At 69.8% G+C, this 20,116-nt stretch carries 4 protein-coding genes; all 4 read right to left on the bottom strand.

Annotation, left to right across the window (positions count from 1 at the left end; translation table 11 throughout):
- Positions 1-89 precede the first annotated feature (89 nt).
- A complete protein-coding gene (locus BLQ28_RS10490) occupies positions 90-4,172 on the bottom strand; it encodes a non-ribosomal peptide synthetase (RefSeq protein WP_093238876.1) in 4,083 nt (1,360 codons plus the stop codon).
- Between the two features lie 5 nt (positions 4,173-4,177).
- Positions 4,178-12,106 (bottom strand): non-ribosomal peptide synthetase, encoded by a 7,929-nt coding sequence (locus tag BLQ28_RS10485; RefSeq protein WP_093238874.1) that lies wholly within the window; start codon positions 12,104-12,106, stop codon positions 4,178-4,180.
- Positions 12,106-15,459, bottom strand: coding sequence for a non-ribosomal peptide synthetase (locus BLQ28_RS10480; RefSeq protein ID WP_093238872.1), 3,354 nt, complete (start codon positions 15,457-15,459; stop codon positions 12,106-12,108). The genes BLQ28_RS10485 and BLQ28_RS10480 overlap by 1 nt, the downstream gene beginning before the upstream one ends.
- A gap of 79 nt (positions 15,460-15,538) precedes the next feature.
- On the bottom strand, positions 15,539-20,116 hold the full coding sequence (locus BLQ28_RS10475) for a type I polyketide synthase (protein ID WP_093238871.1): 4,578 nt from the start codon (positions 20,114-20,116) through the stop codon (positions 15,539-15,541).

Raw genomic sequence — 20,116 nt, 5'->3', positions numbered from 1 at the left:
GAAAAAAGCCCCGGAGGATGCAGCGTTCGCGCTGCGCCTTCCGGGGCTTTTTTTAGTGACCTGCGCGTTCTCGCGCAGGCCGGTCGGCGTCATGCCGCGGTGTCGGTAGCGCGCAGCGCCTTCGCAAGCGCCGCGCACAACTGCGGATGGCGAATGATGTCCAGGTGGCTCGCCTGCGGCAGCACCTCGGTCGCGACGACCTGCGCGTGGTCCTGCCAGCGGCGCAGCACGCCCTCGGCCGTCAGCGAACTGTCGGCCTGGAACACGTGGACCGGCAGTGCCGACGGCTCGTACGCATAGCGCTGCGCCTGCACGCGCTTGTCGAGCGTGACCCACATCAGGTACTCGGCCGCCTCGTCGCCGGGCCCGTCCACCGGGAAGTCCTGCGCCGCGTCGAGCACCTGCAACGCGACCCAGCTGCGTTCGCCGTCGTCCATGCGGGCGATCAGCGCCTGCCACTGCTCGGCCATCTGCGAGCGCGCGAGCCACGCCGCGAGCGCCTCGTCGGCCTGCGCGCGCTGTGCCGGCGCCAGCTCGCGCGAAGGCAGCAGCGGCTCGGTCTCGAACACATCCACCAGCGCGGTGAAGACGATCTCGACGCGCCCCTGCAAGCGCCGCGCGACCTCGAAGGCCAGGTCGCCGCCCGAAGACCAGCCCAGCAACGCGCAGCGCCCGCCCGTGGCCGTCGCGGCGATGAAGTCCGCGTACTCGGCCGCCATCTCCTGCACCGCAAAGCCGCGCCAGCGCTTGCGCGTGTAGACGTGGCTCACGAAGCCGTACACCGGCCGGTCAGCCTGCAACGCCTCGGCCAGCGGCAGGAACTCGCGCGTGTTGACGATCAGCCCCGGCAGGCAGAACAGCGGCGTGCCCGCACCGGTGGCGGCAAGGCAGACGGCATCGTGCGAAGTCTCGAACTTCTGCCGCAGGCGTGCCGCCAGGCTTTGCAGGCTCTCGGCCTGCATCACGTCGGGCAGGCTCAACTGGCCGCCGCCGGGCAACTGCTTGCGGATGCGCGCCACCAGCTTGAGGCTCAGGATCGAATCGCCACCGAGCGCGAAGAAGTTGTCGCCACGCGCGATGCGCTCCACACCGAGCACCTGGCGCCAGATGCCGGCCAGTGCCTCTTCGACCGGGCCACGGGGCGCATCGAAGGCCTGCTGCAGCTGCTCCGCCGCATCGGGCTCCTGCGGACGCGGCAGTGCACGCCGGTCGATCTTGCCGTTGGCCGTCAGCGGCAGTGCATCGAGCACGACGATCTTCTCGGGCACCAGCCACGCCGGCAGGCTGCCCTGCAGCGCCTGCCGCAGCCTTTCGACGTCGAAGGCCGCACCCCGCGCCTTCGGCACCACGTAGGCCCACAGCACCGCGCTGTCGTGCGCGCCCGCATCCGCAACAACCACCGCATCGCCGACCTCGGCGAACTGCCGCAGGCGCGCCGCCAGCTCGCCCGGCTCGACGCGATAGCCGCGAATCTTGACCTGGTCGTCGTTGCGCCCGAGAAACTCCAGCGTGCCGTCGCTGCGCTGCCGCACCCGGTCGCCCGCGCGATACAGGCGCTGGCCATCGCCGAACGGCGACGCGACAAAGCGCTCCGCACACAGGTCGGCACGCCCGAGGTAGCCACGCGCCACACCCGGCCCGCCGATGTACAGCTCGCCCGGCATGCCTGGCTGCACGGCCTGCAATTGCGCGTCGAGCACGTAGGCATCCATGTTCGGTATCGGGCGTCCGAGCGGCAGGTTGTCCATCGCCGCACCGGTGGGTGCTTCTGCAAAATGCGTCAGCATGCCGACCGTCGTCTCGGTCGGCCCGTAGTGATTGAAGATGCGCAGATCGGGCCGAAGCGCGCGGATCGTCTGCAGCGTGGCCGCATCGGTGACCTCGCCGCCCAGCACCAGCGTGTGCAATGGCAGCACCGCTTCGGGCCGCTGCGCATTGAGCAGCCCCTTGAGGTGGCTCGGCACGATCTTCAGCACACCCGTCTTGTGCCTTGCCATGCTTGCGGCGAAGGCATCCGGGTCGAAGGCCTCGTCGGCCGTCAGCAGATGCAGGCTGCCGCCCGAACACAGCGCGCCGAACAGCGAGGTGTGGCCCAGGTCGGCCCCGACGGTGGAGACCATCGCGAAGCGCCCGCCCGCCTGCAGATCGAAGCGCGCGAGCACGCCTTGTGCGTAGTTCGCGAGCGCACCGTGCGACACCGCCACGCCCTTGGGGCGGCCCGTCGAGCCCGAGGTGTAGATCACATAGGCCGCCTGGTCCGGGTGCACCTGCGTCGCGATGCGCGGCGGCTCGGCGTTGGCCGGCAGATCGAAGTGCACGTCCAGTTGCGGCACCGCCGGTTGCCACGGCAGCGGCGCGGTGACCAGCACCATCGCCGCGCCGCTGTCTTCCAGCAGATCGGCGATGCGCTGCGGTGGCAGTGCGGGGTCGACAGGCACATAGGCACCGCCGGCCTTCAGGACCGACAGCAGCGCGAGCACGAATTCCGGCGAGCGCTCCATGCAGACGGCCACGCGGCTCTCGGGCCCAACGCCACGGCGCCGGAGTTCGGCCGCCCAGTGCGCGGAGGCGCGGTCGAGTTCGGCGTGGCTGCGCACGCGGTCGCCGCAGACCAGTGCGGAGGCGTCGCCCCGCTGCGCCACGGCCTTGGCGAGCATCTGCAACACGGTGTCGAACGGCCATGTCTTGCGCTCGCCGCGCAGGCTCGATTCGCCGGCCAGTTCAGTGCCGTTCAGCGCCAATGCCGGCCGGCCTGCCACCTGCGCGGCGAGGCTGCGGAACGCATCGGCCAGCCGGTCGATGGTCACGCGGTCGAAGATGTCGGTGGCGTAGGCCAGCTCGAAGGACAACGCACTGCCCGTGTCGATCAGGTCGAAGCTCAGGTCGAAGTGCACTTCGTCGACGCCGATGCCATCGGCCGTCATGCCGTCCGCATCGGGCGCCGCCGCAGCAGGCGCGCCGCCCGTGGCCTGCTGCGTCGACTTGATCTGGAACAGCGGCTGCAGGCCCGGCGTGCGCTCGACCGCCAGGGCTTCGATCAGCATGTCCAGCGGCAGGTCCTGATGGCTCTTGGCTTCGAGCACCCGCTCGCGCACCTGCCGCAGCAGGCTTGCGAAATCGGCCGACGGATCGATCTTCAGGCGCAGCACCAACACATTGGTGAAGTGCCCCACCAGCCCGGCCAGCTCGGGCCGGTCGCGCGTGGTCGAGGGCGATCCGATGCAGATGTCGCGCTCGCCGCAGTAGCGCCAGACCAGCAGGCCGAGCAGCGCGATGGTCACCATGTAGGGCGAGGCCGCATGCTGGCGCCCCAACTCCTTCAGGCGCTGCGAGACATCGGGCGCGAGTGCGAACGCGACCATGTCGCCCCGTGCGCTGCGCGTGGCCTGCCGCGGGCGGTCGAGCGACAGTGCGGTGCTCGATGGCGCATCGCGAAGCTGTTCACGCCAGTAGGCGATCTGCCGTTGCAGCTCACCGGCCTCGAGCCACTGCCTCTGCCACACGGCGTAGTCGGCGTAGTCGAGCGCGCCCACCGCCGGGGCGGCCGGGGCCACCGGAGCAACAGGCTGCGCAAGCAATGCCATCAACTCCGCCATCAGCAGTTCGACCGACTGCCCGTCGGCCGCGATGTGATGCACGCCCAGCAGCAGTTCAGACACGCCATCGGCAAACACATGCAGCTCGCCCCGGAACACCGGGCCATGCTCCAGGTCGAAAGGCGCGGCGGCGAAATCCCTCGCCGCGGCCTGCAGCATTGCGTCGCTGTCGCGATGCGCCGAGCTCCACTCGCGCACCGCCCAACCAAAGCTGCGCTGCGGATCGATGCGCTGCAGCGCCTGCCCTTCCGCATCGGCGGGATAGGTGGTGCAAAGCACCGCATGCCGTTTCACCAGCAAGGCGACGCAGGCGCGAATGCTGTCGGCGCCGCGCGCATCGGGAATGCGCAGCCGGCCCGCCAGGTTGTAGGCCGGCGAATGCGGCGCACGCTGCCACGCCAGCCACAGGGCCCGTTGCGCGTAGGCCATCGGCACCGGCACGCCGGCATCCCTCGGGATCATCGGCAGCGTGTCGAAGTCGATGCCATTGGCGCGCAGCTTCTCCAGAAAGATTCGCTGCTTGTCGGCCGGCAGCGCGACGAAGCGCCGCGACAGGGCATTCAGTTCCGGGCTCATGCTTTCTATATCTCCAGTTCGCCAAGCAGCGCGTCGATGCGATCGGCGCTGCGGTCTTCATGGGCCACGAGGCCCAGGCCCGCGGGAATTTCCGCCGCCACGCCGGCGGCGAAATCCGCGAAGGACGGTGTCTCGAACACCGCGCGCAGCGGCAGCTCGATGCCGAAGCGCCGCTTGGTGGCCGACACCAGCCGCACCGCCAGCAGCGAGTGGCCGCCCAGCTCGAAGAAGTTGTCGCGGCGGCCGATGCGCGCCACCTGCAACACCTCGGTCCAGATGGCCGCGAGCTTTTCTTCCACCTCGCCTTGCGGCGCCTCGTGGGCGTCGGCGCTTTCCAGGTCGGGCGCCGGCAGCGCCTTGCGGTCCACCTTGCCGTTCGGGTTCAGCGGCAACGCCGCGAGCACCACGATCGCGCCGGGCACCATGTAGTCGGGCAGCGCTTCGGCGAGCGCCGCGCGCAGCCCCTGTCCTTCGAGCGAGCCCGAAGCCGGGGCCTCGCCCGACACATAGCCCACCAGCCGCGCACCACCGGGCGCCTGATGCGCCACCACCACGGCTTCGCGCACGCCGGGCTGCGCGAGCAGCGCAGCCTCGATCTCGCCCAGCTCGATGCGAAAGCCCCGTACCTTCACCTGGTGGTCCGTGCGGCCCAGGTACTCCAGCGCGCCTTCCGCGCTCCAGCGCACGACGTCGCCGGTGCGGTACAGGCGCCCGCCTGCTTCGCTGCCGAAGGGATCGGCCACGAAGCGCTCGGCACTGAGCGCTGGCCGCCCGTGATAGCCGCGCGCCAGCAACTCGCCGCCGATGTAGAGCTCGCCGGCCACGCCAGGCGGCGCGAGCTGCAGCTCGGCATCGAGCACGTAGAGCCGGCGGCCACCGAGAGGTTTGCCGATCGGCATCTGCGCCGGCAAGGCTTGCGTGCCGTCGAGGTAGGCGCCGCAATCGTGCGAGGTGGCGCTGACCACGGTCTCGGTCGGGCCGTAGACGTTCAGCAGCCGGATGTGGCCCATGCCCGCTTCGCGCCAGGCCTTCACGCCTTCGGCCGGCATCGCCTCGCCGCCGGTGTTCATCTGGCGCAGCACGCCGTAGTCGCGCACGCCCTGCTGCGCGAAGTCTTGCGCCAGCAGGTGCCAGTAGGCCGTCGGCAGGTCGGCGACGGTAATGCCGCGCGCGATCAGCTCGCGGTAGAAGGTGTCGCTGTCCCACAGCACCGGCCCGCGCAGCACGACGGCGCTGCCGGCCGCCAACGGCGGGAACAGCTGCTCCACGAAACCATCGAAGTTGATGGTCGAGAACTGCAGCATGCGTTCGCGCGGGGCAAGGCCGAACAACTCGATCGACACGCGGCTGTGCGCGGCCAGCGCGCCGTGCGCAATGCCGATGCCCTTGGGCCGCCCGGTCGAGCCCGAGGTGTAGATCACGTACGCAAGGTGGTGCGCGTGCTGCGCGACTTCGGGGTCGTGCACCGCTTCGTCGTCGAGCGCGAGCCGGTCGAGTTCTAGCAGCGTGAGCGGCTGGCCGCCTTGGGCGATGCGCGCGGTCAGCGGGCTTTGCGTGAGCAGCAGCCCGATGGCGCTGTCCTCGACCATGTAGGCCAGCCGGTCCGCGGGGTACTCCGGGTCCAGCGGCACGTAGGCGCCGCCGGCCTTCAGGATGGCCAGCAAGCCGACGACCATGTCCATCGAGCGTTCGACCATGAGGCCGACACGCACGTCGGGGCCCACGCCGAGCGCGATCAACCGGTGCGCGAGGCGGTTGGCGCGCTGGTTCAGCTCGCCATACTGCCACTCGGCCTCGCCGTGGATCAATGCCACGGCGCCGGGCTGCTGGCGCGCATGCCGCTCGAATTCGCGGTGCACGAATGCATCGACCCCGGTGGACACGCCCGCCGCATCCCATTGGCCGAATTGCCCCAGTTGCGCGCGCTGCGCATCGCCCAGCATCGATACCTCATGCACCGTGCGCGCGGCGTCGATTGCCAATGCCTGCAGCAACTGGCCCAGGTGCGCGGCGATGGCGGCGGCTTCGCGCTCGCCGATCAATGCCCGGTCGTGGTCGAACTGCAGCGTCAGCGTGGGCGCCAGCACGACCGACACCGTCAGCGGATAGTGCGTCTCGTCGCGCTGGCCGGCCATGGCCACGCGCATGCCGCCGGGCATGTTGTCGCGCAGCGCCTGGTCGACCGGGTAGTTCTCGAACACCAGGATGGTGTCGAACAGGCCCGGGCCGTTCTGCCCGGCCCAGCGCTGGATCTCGTAGAGCGGCGTGTGCTCGTGCTCGCGCACCTCGACGTTCTGCGCCTGCAGCTCGCGCAGCCATGCGCCCACCGTCCGCTCGGGCCGGGGCGTGCAGACCACCGGCAGCGTGTTGATGAACAGGCCCACCATCTGCTCGACCCCGGCCAGGTCGCCGGGCCGACCCGCCACCGTGGAGCCGAAAGCCACCGCCTGCTGGCCGCAGTACCGCTGCAGCAACAGCGCCCAGGCCGCCTGCACCAGCGTGTTCAGCGTGACGTGCTCGCGCTTGGCAAAGGCCACGAGGCGCTGCGTGGCGTCGGCATCGAAGGCGTGCTCGAAGTTGCCGTGGCCGGGTTGTGCCCCGGCCACCTCGGCGGCCTTGGGCAATGCATCGACCAGCCGTGTCGGCCCTTCGAGCCGCTGCAGCTCGCGGCGCCAGTAGCTTTCGCTGGCGGCTGCGTCCTGCGCCTGCAGCCAGCCGATGTAGTCGCGGTAGCGGCCTTGCAGTGCGGGCAGTGGCTGCCCGCCGTAGTGGCGCAGCACTTCGCCCAGCAATTGCGAAGTGCTCCATCCGTCCAGCAGCAGATGGTGCACGGTCCAGACGAAATGATGGCTGCGCGCGCCGGTGCGCACCAGCACGAAACGCGCGAGCGGCGGCCGCTCCAGATCGAAGCCGCGCGACAGCTCGGTACGCGCCAGCGCGGCAAGGTCTTCGGCCGACGCCGCCTTGCCCTGCCAGTCCTCCTCGCGCCAGGGCAATTGCGCGCCACGGTCGATCCATTGCAGGGGCTGGCTTTCACGTTGCAGGAAGCCGGTGCGCAGCACGTCGTGCCGTTGGAACACGGCCTCCCATGCAGCGCGAAAGCGCGTCGCGTCGAGCCCTTCGAAGTCGAGCCGCAGCTGGTTCTGGTAGGTGTTGGCACCCGGCTCGAAGACGCTGTGGAACAGCATGCCCGACTGCATCGGCGACAGCGGGTACAGGTCCGCCAGTTGCGCGGCCGGCACCGGCAGCGCATCGAGCTGTTGCTGGTCGAGCTTCGCAAGCGGAAAGTCCGACGGCGTGACGCCGCGAGCGCCGCTCGTGCAGTGGCGCACCAGCGCTTCGAGTTCCTGCCGGAAGCGTTGCACCCAGCCTTCTACCGCCGCGCGCTCGTGGCGCGCTACGCTGTAGCTCACGCGCAGCGTCAGCACGCCGTCGAACACCTGCCCGTTGACCGAGAACTCGTGCGTCAGCGGGGCCCCGCCGTCCACCGGGGCGCCGCTGGACTCCTGCGCGGGCATCCACTGCGCGCGCTCGTCGAAGCCGCCGTCGAACTGGCCGAGGTAGTTGAAGACCACCTGCGCCTTCGGCACCGCCTGCAGCGCCTGCTGTTGCGCGGCATCGCCCGCGTGCTTGAACACGCCGTGGCCAAGCCCCTTGTTGGGAATGCGGCGCAGGCTTTCCTTCACGCGCTTGATCGCTTCGCCGATCTCGCCCTGCGGTGCCAATGCCACCGGGAACAAGGCGGTGAACCAGCCCACCGTGCGCGACAGGTCGATGTGCGCGAAGAGATCCTCGCGGCCGTGGCCTTCGAGGTCGATCAGGATGCGCGTGTGGCCACTCCAAGTGCACAAGGCCCGGCCGAGTGCGGTGAGCAGCAGGTCGTTGGCCTGCGTGCGGTAGGCCGCGGGCGCGTCCTTCAGCAATGCGTCGGTGGTCGCCTTGTCGAGTTGAAGTTCGACGGTCTGCTGGTCTTGGGCCGTGTTCGAGGCTTGCGGGTGCGCGCAAGGCAGGCTGGCCGGCACATCGGTCAATGCGCGCCAGTGGTCGATCTCATCGCCGTGGGCGGCGGCATAGCCTTGCAACGCAAGCGACCAGTCCTTGTAGCTGCTGGTCTTCGCGGGCAGCGCGACTGGCTGGCCTGCAAGGCTCTGGCGGTAGGCGTCCTGCAGGTCTTCGAGCAGGATGCGCCACGACACGCCATCGACCACCAGATGATGGATGGCCAGCAGCAGCCGCGACTCGCCCTCTGGCAGCTCGATGACCAGCGCACGGATCAGCGAGCCTTGCGCCAGGTCGAGGCTGCGCTGCGCTTCTTCGCACAGCGCCTCGATCTGCGCCGCATCGCCGGCGTTGCGCACCCAGAGAAGCTCCGCGAACTCGTTGTCGGAGACCGTTCCGTAGTGCTGTTGCCAGGCGCCCTCGCCATCCAGCGTGAAGCGCAAACGCAGGCTGTCGTGCTGCTGCACCACCGCGCGCAGGGCCTGCCGCAAGGCCGGCAGTTGCAGCGGCTCGCGGTTCTTCAGCAACACGGCCTGGTTCCAGTGATGGCGCGCTGTCATCTTCATCTCGAAGAACTCGCGCTGGAACGGCAGCAGCGGCACTTCGCCCTGCGCCGCTGCCTGCAACTCGGCGGCGGGCCGCTTCGCATCGCCATTCGGCACGATTGCGCCCGCAAGCTGAGCCACGGTCTGGCGCTCGAAAATCTGCTTGGGCGTGGCCTTCCAGCCTGCCAGCCGCAGCCGCGCCACGATCTGCAGGCTCAGGATCGAATCACCGCCCAGCTCGAAGAAGTTGTCGTTGCGGCCCACTTGCGCCAGGCCCAGCACATCGCGCCAGACCTTGGCGAGCGCCTCTTCAGCCTCGCCTTGCGGCGCCTCATAGGCGCGGCCCGTCTCGGCCGTGGGTTCGGGCAGCGCATGGCGATCGACCTTGCCGCTGGGGCTCAACGGCAACGCGTCGACCACCATCACGACGGCCGGCACCATGTAGTCGGGCAGCGCACGCGCAAGCCTTTCCTTGAGTTGTGCCGCATCGGCCTGCTGGCCGCTTCGCGACGACACATAGGCCACGAGCCGCGCGCCACTGAGGCCGGCCGCGGCAATCACCACCGCCTGCCGCACTTCGGGCTCGGCCAGCAGCCGCGCCTCGATCTCGCCCAACTCGATGCGAAAGCCGCGCACCTTCACCTGGTGGTCGATGCGCCCCAGGTATTCGAGCTGGCCGTCGTCGCGCCAGCGCACCCAGTCGCCGGTGCGGTAGAGCCGGCCGCCGGCCCCGTCGAAAGGATCGGCGACGAAGCGCTCGGCGCTCAGGCCCGCGCGATGCAGGTAGCCGCGTGCGAGGCCGGTGCCGCCAAGGTACAGCTCGCCGGCCACGTTGCGCGGCACGCGGTTGAGGTCGCCGTCGAGCACGTAGGCCTTGCGCCCGCCCACGGGCTGGCCAATGGGCGCATAGCCCTCGCTGAAGCTCGCGGCCGCATCGACCTTCCACAGCATCGGCGTGACCACCGCTTCGGTCGGGCCGTAGCCGTTGATGAGGATCTGCGGCTTCAGGTGCTTGCGCACCGCATCGAAGCTCTCGCGCGACATCGCCTCGCCGCCGAAGGAGTACAGGTGCACGGGCGGGCAGCGGCCGGTGTCGCGCGCCCAGTCGGCGAGCTGGCGCAGGTAGACCGGCGGAAAGCCGGCATTGGTCACGCCATGCCGCTGCATCGCGTCGAGCGTCTGCTCGGCGGTCCAGAGCGTGGCGTCGCGCAGCAGCAGCGAGGCGCCGCAACACAGCGCGGTAAAGAGCCGTTCGTGCGCGCCGTCGAAAGAGAAAGACAGGAAGTGCAGCTCGCAAGAGCGCGGCCCCATCTCGTAGAGCACGGCCGTGTCGACGCAATGCGCGGCGAAGGGGCCGTGCGCCACCATCACGCCCTTGGGCATGCCGGTCGATCCCGAGGTGTAGATGATGTAGGCCAGTTGGCCGGCGTGCACCGGCACCTCGGACGCCAGCTCGCTGTCGGCTGCCAGGTCGGTGGTGTCGAGTTCGAGCACCCGCACGCCCTCGCGCAGGGGAACGCGCGAGCGCAGATGGCTCTGGGTCACGAGCAGCGCGATGCCGCTGTCTTCGGCCATGTAGGCCAGACGGTCCACCGGGTATTCGGTGTCCATCGGCACATAGGCGGCGCCGGCCTTGAGGATGCCGAGCAGGCCGACGACCATGTCCATCGAGCGTTCGACCGCGATGCCGACACGCGCCTCGGGCTTCACGCCCCATGCGATCAATCGGTGCGCGAGGCGGTTGGCTCGGCGGTCGAGTTCGCCATAGCTCAAGGTCCGGTCGCCGAAGATCAACGCGGTGGCATCGGGTTGCGCCTTTGCCTGCCGCGCCATCAGGCGGTGCACGGGTTCGGCGTCGCCGCCCTCCGCGCGCAGGTTCACGCCCCATTGCGTGAGCTGCCGCGTTTCGTCGGCGGCCAGCAGGTCGATGTCGCCGATGCGCTGGTCCGGCGCGTGGGCCAGCGCTTCCAGCACCGCGAAGTAATGCGCCGCCATGCGCTCGACGGTCCGTGCGTCGAACAACTCGCGGGCGTAGTGAAAGTTCAGCTGAACCTGCCCAGGGCCGTCCTCGATGGCGCCCAGCGTCAGTTCGAACTGGGCCGCCTGTTCGCCCAGCGCGTAGTCCTGCAACGCCAGTCCCGGCAGGCTCTCGAGCGCGCGGTGGTCCTGCTGCAGGTGGTTGAACATCACCTGGAACAGCGGCGCCGTGCTCAGGCTGCGCTCGGGCTGCAGGGCTTCCACGAGCTGCTCGAAAGGCAAGTCCTGGTGCGCCTGCGCGCCCAGTGCCGCTTCGCGCGTGTTCGCGAGCGCCTGCTTCAGGCGCATGCGGCCGTCGAGCGCGTTGCGCAGCACCTGCGTGTTGACGAAGAAGCCGATGATGCGTTCGGACTCCACCCGATGGCGGTTGGCGATCGGTACGCCGACCCGGATGTCCTTTTGCGCGGTGTAGCGGTTCAGCAGCACCTGGAAGCCCGTGAGCAGCACCATGAACAGCGTGGCGCCCTCGGCCTGCGCGCGCCGTCGCAGCGCCTCGGCCAGCGACGGCGGCAAGGCCGTGGCATGGTGCGCGGCGCGGTACTTGCCGTCCGCGCTGCGCGGGTGGTCGGTGGGCAGTTGCAACACCGGATGCTCGGCACCGAGCTGGGCCTTCCAGTAGTCGAGCTGCCGGTCTTTCTCGCCGGCTTCGAGCCAGTGCTTCTGCCAGATCGCGTAGTCGGCGTACTGGATCGGCAGCGCCTCCGCTTCCGGCGCCAGCCCCTGCACGCGTGCGCGGTACTGCGCGACGAATTCGTCCACCACGATGCGCATCGACCAGCCATCGGACACGATGTGATGCATCACCACCGCCAGCACATGCGCGTCGCCGCCGAGGCGGATCAGCGCAACCCGCAGCAGCGGCCCGGTCGTCAGGTCGAAGGGCGTGTCGGCGATGCGGCGGGTTTCTTCTTGCGCGCGGGCCTCGCGCTGTGCGGCCTCCAACGACGAAAGATCGACGAAAGGAATGTCCAGCACGACATGCGGCAACACCCGTGGCTCGACCAGCCCCTCGGCCGTGGCACTGAACACGGTGCGTAGCGATTCGTGGCGCGCGACCAGCGCGTTGAAGCTTTCCTTCAGCGCCTCGATGTCCAGTTGCCCCTCGAGCCGAAGCCCGCCCGAGATGTGATACGCCGAGCTGCCCGCATCGAGCTGCCACAGGAACCACTGGCGCATCTGCGCATACGAGGGCACGCAGGCCGGCTGTGCCGACGCATCGCGCGCAACGATCGGGAACTGCCCGATGGTGAAGCCTTCGGCGCGGATCTTCTGGTACACCGCGCGGCGCTGCGCCGGGTTCAGGCGCGAGAAGCGGCGGCCGATGTGGTCGTGGGTGGCTGTCGTTGTTTCCATCAGGTTGTTTCTTCCATGGCGTCGATGAAGGCGTCGATGTCGAGCAGCGACTGCGCGTGCGGCTTGCGCGCGCCCGCTTCGGCGATCAGGGCGGCCATGTCCCTCAGAACCGGGTGTTGAAAGATGTCCTTGACCGCAAGGTCCGAATGCAGGCCGGCCTGCACGCGCGCCACCACCTGCATCGACATCAGCGAATGTCCGCCCAGCTCGAAGAAGTGGTCATTGCGGCCAATACGCCCGATGCCCAGCACTTCGGCCCAGATGGCCGCGAGCGCGACTTCGGTGTCGCCCTCGGGTGCTTCGTGAGCGGCTTCGCTGCTGCCGCCGCGCCCGGGGTCGGGCAGCGCCTTGCGGTCGACCTTGCCGTTCGCATTGAGCGGCAGCGACGCCAAGGTCACGATGACGCCGGGCACCATGTGGTCGGGCAGCACGCGGCCGAGGCGCGTGCGCAGCTGCGCCGTGTCGATGGCCTGCCCCGCCTGCGCGGACAGGTACGCCACGAGGATCGCGGCGCCGCCGCGCTCCCTTGCCACGACCACGGCTTCGCGGACCTCGGGCTGCGCCAGCAACTGGGCTTCGATCTCGCCCAGCTCGATGCGAAAGCCCCGGATCTTCACCTGGTGGTCGAGCCGGCCGAGGTAGTCGAGCTGACCCTGCGCATTCCAGCGCACGAGGTCGCCCGTGCGATAGAGGCGCCCGCCCTTCGCATCGAAAGGGTCGGCCACGAAGCGCTCGGCCGTCAGGCCCGCCCGCTTCACGTAGCCGCGCGCCAGGCCGACGCCGCCCAGATACAGCTCGCCCGCCACGCCCGGCGGCACGAGGTTCAGCGAGGCATCGAGCACGTACGTGCGGATGCCCGAGATCGGCCGCCCGATCGCAACCTGGCTGCGGCCGTCGTTGCGGCAGGTCCAGTGCGTGACGTCGATGGCGGCCTCGGTCGGGCCGTAGAGGTTGTAGAGCGTCGCGCCGGACAGCCGTGCATGCACGCCGTTCTGCGCTTCGGCGGGCAATGCCTCGCCGCTGCAGACGATGCGCCGCAGGCTCGTGCAGGCCTCGACGCCTTCATGCGCAAGGAACGCCTGCAGCATCGAAGGCACGAAGTGAAGTGTGCTCACTTCATGGCGGCGGATCAACTCGACCAGCCGTGCCGGCTCGCGATGATCGCCAGGCCGCGCCACGACCAGACGCGCGCCCTGCATCAACGGCCAGAAGAATTCCCACACCGAGACGTCGAAGCTGAATGGGGTCTTCTGCAGCACCGTGTCTTCGGGGCCGAGGCCGTAGGCCTGCTGCATCCAGGCCAGGCGGTTGTGCAGCGCGCCGTGACGGTTGGCCGCGCCCTTGGGCTTGCCGGTGGAGCCCGAGGTGTAGATCACGTAGGCAAGGTTTTCCGCATGGAGCGCCACCACGGGGTCGGTCTCGGCGCATCCGGCGAAGTCCATCGCGTCGATCGTCCACACCGCAACGCCGGCAGGCCACGACAGGCGCTCGTGCAGATGGCCTTGTGTCAGCACCAGCGACAGCTCGCTGTCTTCCGTCATGTGGGCGAGCCGGTCGGCGGGGTATTCCGGGTCCAGCGGCACATAGGCGCCGCCGGCCTTCATGACGCCGATCAGCGCCACCACGAGTTCGATGCTGCGCTCCAGCGCCACGCCGACCTTGGCCTCGGGGCGAACGCCCTCTGCGATCAGCCGATGCGCAAGCTGGTTGGCGCGCCGGTTGAGTTCGAGGTAGCTCAGTGTTTGCTCGCCGAAAACGAGCGCGACCGCATCGGGCTGCGCCGCGGCCTGTCGTTCGATCAGGCGATGCACCGGCACTGGCTCACCGTGGTGCGCCGCGTTGACTCCCCATTGCGCGAGCTGCGCATGCTCCACATCGCCCAACAGGTCGAGATCTCCCAACGCAAGCGTCGGTTGCGCCACCAGGGCTTCGAGCACGCGCCGGTAGTGCCCGGCAAGACGCTCGATGGTGCCGGGCTCGAACAGCTCGGCCGCGTAGCGGAAGGCCGCGCGAATGCCACCGTCCGCGCGCTCGATGGTTTCGAGCGTCAGCTCGAAAGGCGCGGCGCGCTCTTCGAGATCGATGCGGCGCACCTGCAGGCCGGGCCATCCGCGCAACGGCCGGTCGCCCTCGCCGAGGTGGTTGAACATGACCTGGAACAGCGAGGCCCCGGCATGCCCGCGGTCGGGGCGCAGCGCCTGCACCAGTTGCTCGAAGGGCAGCTCCTGGTGGGCCTGCGCCTCGATCGCGGTTTCGCGCACCTGGGCCAGCAGATCGCCCAGAGGCATGCGCGCGTCCATGCGCGCATCCATCACCACGGTGTTGATGAAGGCGCCCACCACGCCGGCCGTTTCGGGCCGGCTGCGACCCGCGACAGGTACGCCGACACGCACTTCGCACTGCCCGGTGTAGCGGAACAACAGGGCCTGGAAGGCGGCGAGCAGCACCATGAAAAGCGTGCCGCCCTGCGTACGGGCCTGCCGCTTGAGTTCGCCTGCCAACTGCGCGGGAATGTCGAGCGCGTGCTGCGCCGCGCTGTAGTTCGCGCCGGCCGAGCGCGGCCGGTCGGTGGCAAGGTCGAGCACGGGCTGGCCATGGCCGAGCCGCTGCTGCCAGTAGGCGAGCTGTCGCGCGCCCTCTTCGCCTTCGAGCCACTGGCGTTGCCAGCGCGCGAAGTCGATGTAGCGGATCTCGGGCTCGGGGCCCGCCGGCGCTTGCGAGCCCTCGCAGCGCAACGCATAGAGCCGTGCCAGTTCATCGAGGATCAGTTCGACCGACCATGCGTCGGAGCCGATGTGATGCATCATCAACAGCAGTTGATGGTCGTCGGGCCCCATCTTCAGCAAGGTGCCGCGCAACAGCGGCCCCGTCGTCAGGTCGAAGGGCGTGCGGCACACCTGCAGCACCGTCTCGCGGTAGCGCGCATCGCGGGCCGTGGCATCGAGCCCCGCGAGATCGACGAAGGGAATCTCGATGCGGCTCCCGGCCTCGACGAACTGCTCCGGCAGGCCCTGCGCGCCCGCGCGGAACACGGTGCGCAGCGTGTCGTGGCGCATCGTGAGCGCCTGCACCGCCTCTTGAAGCGCGGCCACGTTCAGCGGCCCCGAAAAACCCAACCCACCACCCACGTGATAGGCCGTGTTGCCCGCATCGAGCTGCCACAGGAACCACTGCCCCTGCTGCGCGAACGAAACGGGCGCGGCGCCATGGTCGGTGCCGCGCGCGATCGCGTCGCGCGATGGCGCCGGGGGCGCGCCGGCATTGCCGTCGCGCTTCAGGCGACGCTGCAGCATCTCCAGCTGCGCCGGCGACAACTGCGCGCGGCGCGCGGAAAGATCCTTGCTCTGATTCATTGGATAACCTTCGCAGCACGTGCTGCGGTGCGAGCCCCGTTCGGGGCGTTCGATGCGTTCGGAGAGGCCGGACGGGAGCTCATGGTGAAAGACTCGCGGTGGTCGCTTCGGGGGCTTCGGCGGCTTCGCGCTCGATCTCTTCGATCAGCCGCATCTCGACCAGCACCGCCAGTTCGGCGATGGTGGGTGCCTTGAAGAAGACGGCCGGATGCAGCTCCACGCCGAAGGCCTTGCGCACCCGCGCCAGCAGCCGGATCGCGAGCAGCGAATCGCCGCCGAGTTCGAACAGGTTGTCGTCCACGCCCACGGGCGCGATGCCGAGCGCTTCGCGCCACAACTCGGCCAGCCCTTCTTCGAGGTCGCTTTCTGGCGCGCGGTAGGCAGTCGGCAGCACCGGGCGCGAATGGCTGGCGCGGTTCTCGGCGGCGGGCGTGGCGGCATCGTCGTCCAGCGCGTCGAGCAGGCCTTCGAGCGGACGCAGGCGCGGTGCCAGCGGCGTGATCGACACCACGGTCTGCGGCAAGTCGGGGCCGTTGGCGATGCGCTCGAAAGCCAGCACGCCGGTGCGTTCGTCGAGGCCGACGCCCTCGGGCATGTCCATGTCGACGGCCACGCCCACGTCGCGCCAGGCGTCCCAGTTCACCGAGAACACCGGCAGCGCCGAGTGGCGCCGGTGCGCGTGCGCGAAAGCGTCGAGGTAGGCGTTGGCCGCGGCATAGTCGCTGCGGCCGAGGCCGCCGATGAGGCTGGCGACCGAGGAGCAGAACAGCACGAAGTCGAGCGGCTCGGCGCGCAGTGCATCGAGCAGTGCGATGGTGCCCGCGACCTTGGGCGCGAACGCGGCCTCGACCAGCGCCTGCGTGCGCCGCGCGATCATGCCGCGATCGGGTTGCACGACCGCGTGCACCACGCCGTTCACCGGGCCGAAGCGCGCATGCACCTCGGCCAGCGCGGTGCGCAGTTGCGCGGGGTCGGTGACGTCGCCCACCACCGCCAGCACCTGCGCGCCATCGGCTTCGAGGTCAATCAGTTGCTGCAGCCTGCGCCGCAGCGATGCGGGCTGGTCGGCAGCCGAGGCAAGGCGTTCCCAGTCGGCACGCGCGGGCAGCGGCGTACGGCCCATCAGCACGAGCTTCGCTTGCCAGTGCTTGCTGAGGTGGCGCGCCATCGCCAGGCCGACCCCACCCAGCCCACCGGTGATGAGGTACACACCGCCCTGGCGCAGGCGCTGCGTGCCGGCCGTCTGTGCGGGCACCGGCTCGTAGTGCTTGGTCCAGCGGTGCGGTCCCCGGTAGGCGACGACAAAATCGTCGGCCGATGAAGCGGCCTCTTCGGCGACGCGGCGGGCAAGCTCGGCTTCGGCAGCGCTTTCCGGCGCGGGCAGCACCACGTCGACGACGCGGCATGTCACGGAAGGCGACTCTTGCCCCAACACCTTGGCGATGCCGAGCACGGTGGCTTTTTCAGGCGCGAAGGGCTCGGTGCCCGCCACGTCTTCGACGCGGTCGGTGACCACGGTGAGCGCCAGCGGCTGGCGGCTTGCGGCGCCGACGGCATCGAGCGCCTGGGCCAGTGCGAGCAGGCTGAAGTAGCCTGCCTCGAAGACCGCCGCATGCGTGGCGGGTGCCGGCTTGTCGCCGTCGAGGCTCCAGAGGTGGAAAAGACGCGTGACGGGGCTGGCCTCGGCTTCGACTTCGCGCAACAGGGCTTCGTGGTCGGCGCGCTCGGCCGGGCGCATCGCGTACTGCCGCTCTGCCGTGCGCGCGAATTTCTTGCCGCGCAATGCCACTACGACCTGATCGCCCCGGGCGCGGAGCGTGCGCGCCAGTCGATCGGTGAAGCTGTCGGCATCGCCGAGGATCAGCGTGCAGCCCTGCGGCGCGGCCTTCGCTTCGGATGGTGTTGCGGCTGGAGCACGCAGCCACGTCGGCGCATAGAAGAGCCCCGATGCGGACGATGACGAAGAAGACGATTGCGCGGCCTCGCCGGCTTCGATCCAGAAGCGCCGGCGCTGGAAGGCGTAGGTGGGCAGCGGCACGCGGCGGCGCACGGCGCCTTCGCGGGCGGCGTCCCAGTCGATCGCCACGCCGGCGGTCCACAAACTGGCGACCGCATTCGCAAGCTGCTGCGCATTGCGTGCGTGCTGCTGCGGATGGGCCTGGCTGGCCCAGATGCCGGCGGCCGACTGGCTGCCGGGGTGCTGCCGTGCCAGGCCAGTGAGCGTTTCACCGGGCCCGACTTCGAGCAGCACACGGCCCGGTGTGGCAAAGAGACCGCGCAAGCCATCGACGAAGCGGACCGTGCCGCGCAGGTGCCGCCCCCAATAGGCGGGGCTGGCCGCTTCTTCCGCGGTGATCGGCTGGCCGGTGAGGTTCGACATGAAGGGAATGCGCGGCGCATGGCGCGGCACCGAAGCGATCAGGCGCTCGAGTTCCGCGACGATGGGGTCGGCCAGCCGCGAATGCGAGGCGGTCGACACATGCAGCCGGCGCGGCTGGTGCTGATGCGCGCGCAGTGCCTCTTCGGCGCGCTCGATGGCATCGATCGGCCCCGAGAGCACGCACAGTTGCTCGGCATTCACGGCGGCGAGATCGCAGCCGAACGCGAGGTACGGCGCAAGCTCGGCTTCGGTCAACGGCACGGCCGTCATGGCGCCGGGGGCCATGGTCTGCATCAGGTGGCCGCGCGCGGCAACGATGCGCAGCGCATCTTCGAGCGAGAACACGCCCGCCAGACAGGCAGCGACGTACTCGCCGAGGCTGTGGCCCAGCATCATCGATGGCGCAACGCCACGGTGCATCCACCAGTGCGCCATCGCGTACTCGACCGCGAACAGCGCGGGCTGTGCGAACTCGATGCGGGCCAGGCGCGCGTTGGCGGCCTGCTCATCGCCGGTGGCGGGGAACAGCAGGTCGAGCAGATCGATGCCGGCGTCCTGCTTCAGCAGTGCGGCGCAGCGGTCGAGCGTCTGGCGGAAGACCGCGCTGTCGCGATACAGGGCCTGCCCCATCAGCGCGTGCTGCGTGCCGCCCCCCGGAAAGAGAAACACCACGCCGGGCGCGGCAGCCGGCACGCGGGTCGCGGCGACCACGGGCGAGGCCAGCATTTCCCCAGCCAGCGCAGACTGGTTCGCCACCACGGCGCTGCGCCATGCGAACGCACGCCGACCGCTCTGCAGCGTGTGGGCCACGTCTTCCAGCGCCTGTTCGCCGTGCGATTGCAGATGCGCCGCGAGTTGCGCGCGGCCCTGCGCCAGCGCGGCCTCGTCCTTGGCCGCGAGCGGCAGTACCTGCCATTGCGACGTTGCCGCCGTCGCCTGCGCGGCGGGCGCCTCTTCGAGCACCACGTGCACGTTGGTGCCGCCGATGCCGAACGAGCTCACGCCCGCGCGGCGCGGCGTGCGGCCTTCCGCCCACGGCTGCGACTGCGCGCTGACGTAGAACGGGCTCCCCGCGAAATCGATCTGCGGGTTCGGCCGTTCGAAATGCAGGCTCGGCGGCAACACGCGATGCTTGAGTGCAAGCGTGGCCTTGATGAGCCCGGCCACGCCAGCCGCCGCATCGAGGTGGCCGATGTTGGTCTTCACCGAACCGACCGCGCAGAAGCCGCGCCGCTCGGTGTCGGCGCGGAAGGCTTGCGTGAGCGCCGCGATCTCGATCGGGTCGCCGAGCGTGGTGCCGGTGCCGTGGGCCTCGACATAGCCGATGGTGTCGGCCGACACGCCCGCGATCAGTTGCGCGGCACGGATGACCTCGGCCTGCCCGTCCACGCTGGGCGCGGTGAAGCCGACCTTGGCCGAGCCGTCGTTGTTGGCCGCGGTGCCCTTGATGACGGCGTGGATGGTGTCGCCATCGCGCAGCGCGTCGTCCAGGCGCTTGAGCGTGACCACGCCGGCGCCGCTGCCGATCACCGTGCCGGCCGCATCGGCGTCGAAGGCGCGGCAATGGCCGTCTGGCGAAAGAATCGCGCCGGCCTGGTAGCGGTAGCCGCCTTCCTGCAGCAGGTTGAGCCACACGCCGCCGGCCAGTGCCATGTCGCAGTCGTGGCTCAGCAGCGCCTGGCAGGCGGTGTGCACGGCCACCAGCGACGTCGAGCAGGCGGTCTGCACGCTCACGGCCGGGCCGCGCAGGTCGAGCTTGTAGGCCACCCGCGTGCACAGCGAGCCGCCCGAGTTGCCGCTCATCAGGCCCAGCAGGTCGGCGATACCGCTGTGCGCGCCGAGGCCGAAAGACGGCAGCAGGTTGCGGATCAGGTAGACGTTGGCGCCCTCGCCCGCATACACGCCGACCTTGCCGGGCCAGCGCTCGGGATCGCAGCCGGCATGTTCGAGCGCGGCCGATGCGCACTCCAGGAACACGCGTTGCTGCGGGTCGAGGGTTTCGGCCTCGCGCGGCGTGTAGCCGAAGAAGCTGGCGTCGAACTTGTCGAAGCCCTCGAAGAGCACGCCGGCCTTCACGTAGTCGGGGTCATCGAGCAGGCTTTGCGGCACGCCGCGCTCGCGCAGTTGCTCGTCGGTGAAGCGCGACATCGATTCGATGCCGTCGCGGATGTTGCGCCAGAAGGCGTCGACGTCGTCGGCGCCAGGAAAGCGCCCGGCCATGCCGACGATGGCGATCTCAAGCCCGGTCGGGCCGGTGGTGTCGTTGAAGTTCGACAT

Source organism: Variovorax sp. EL159 (genome assembly GCF_900100965.1).
In the GTDB taxonomy this organism is placed as follows: domain Bacteria; phylum Pseudomonadota; class Gammaproteobacteria; order Burkholderiales; family Burkholderiaceae_C; genus Variovorax.
Note: the sequence above shows the minus strand (reverse complement) of the source record. Positions and strands in the feature narration are given on the sequence as shown.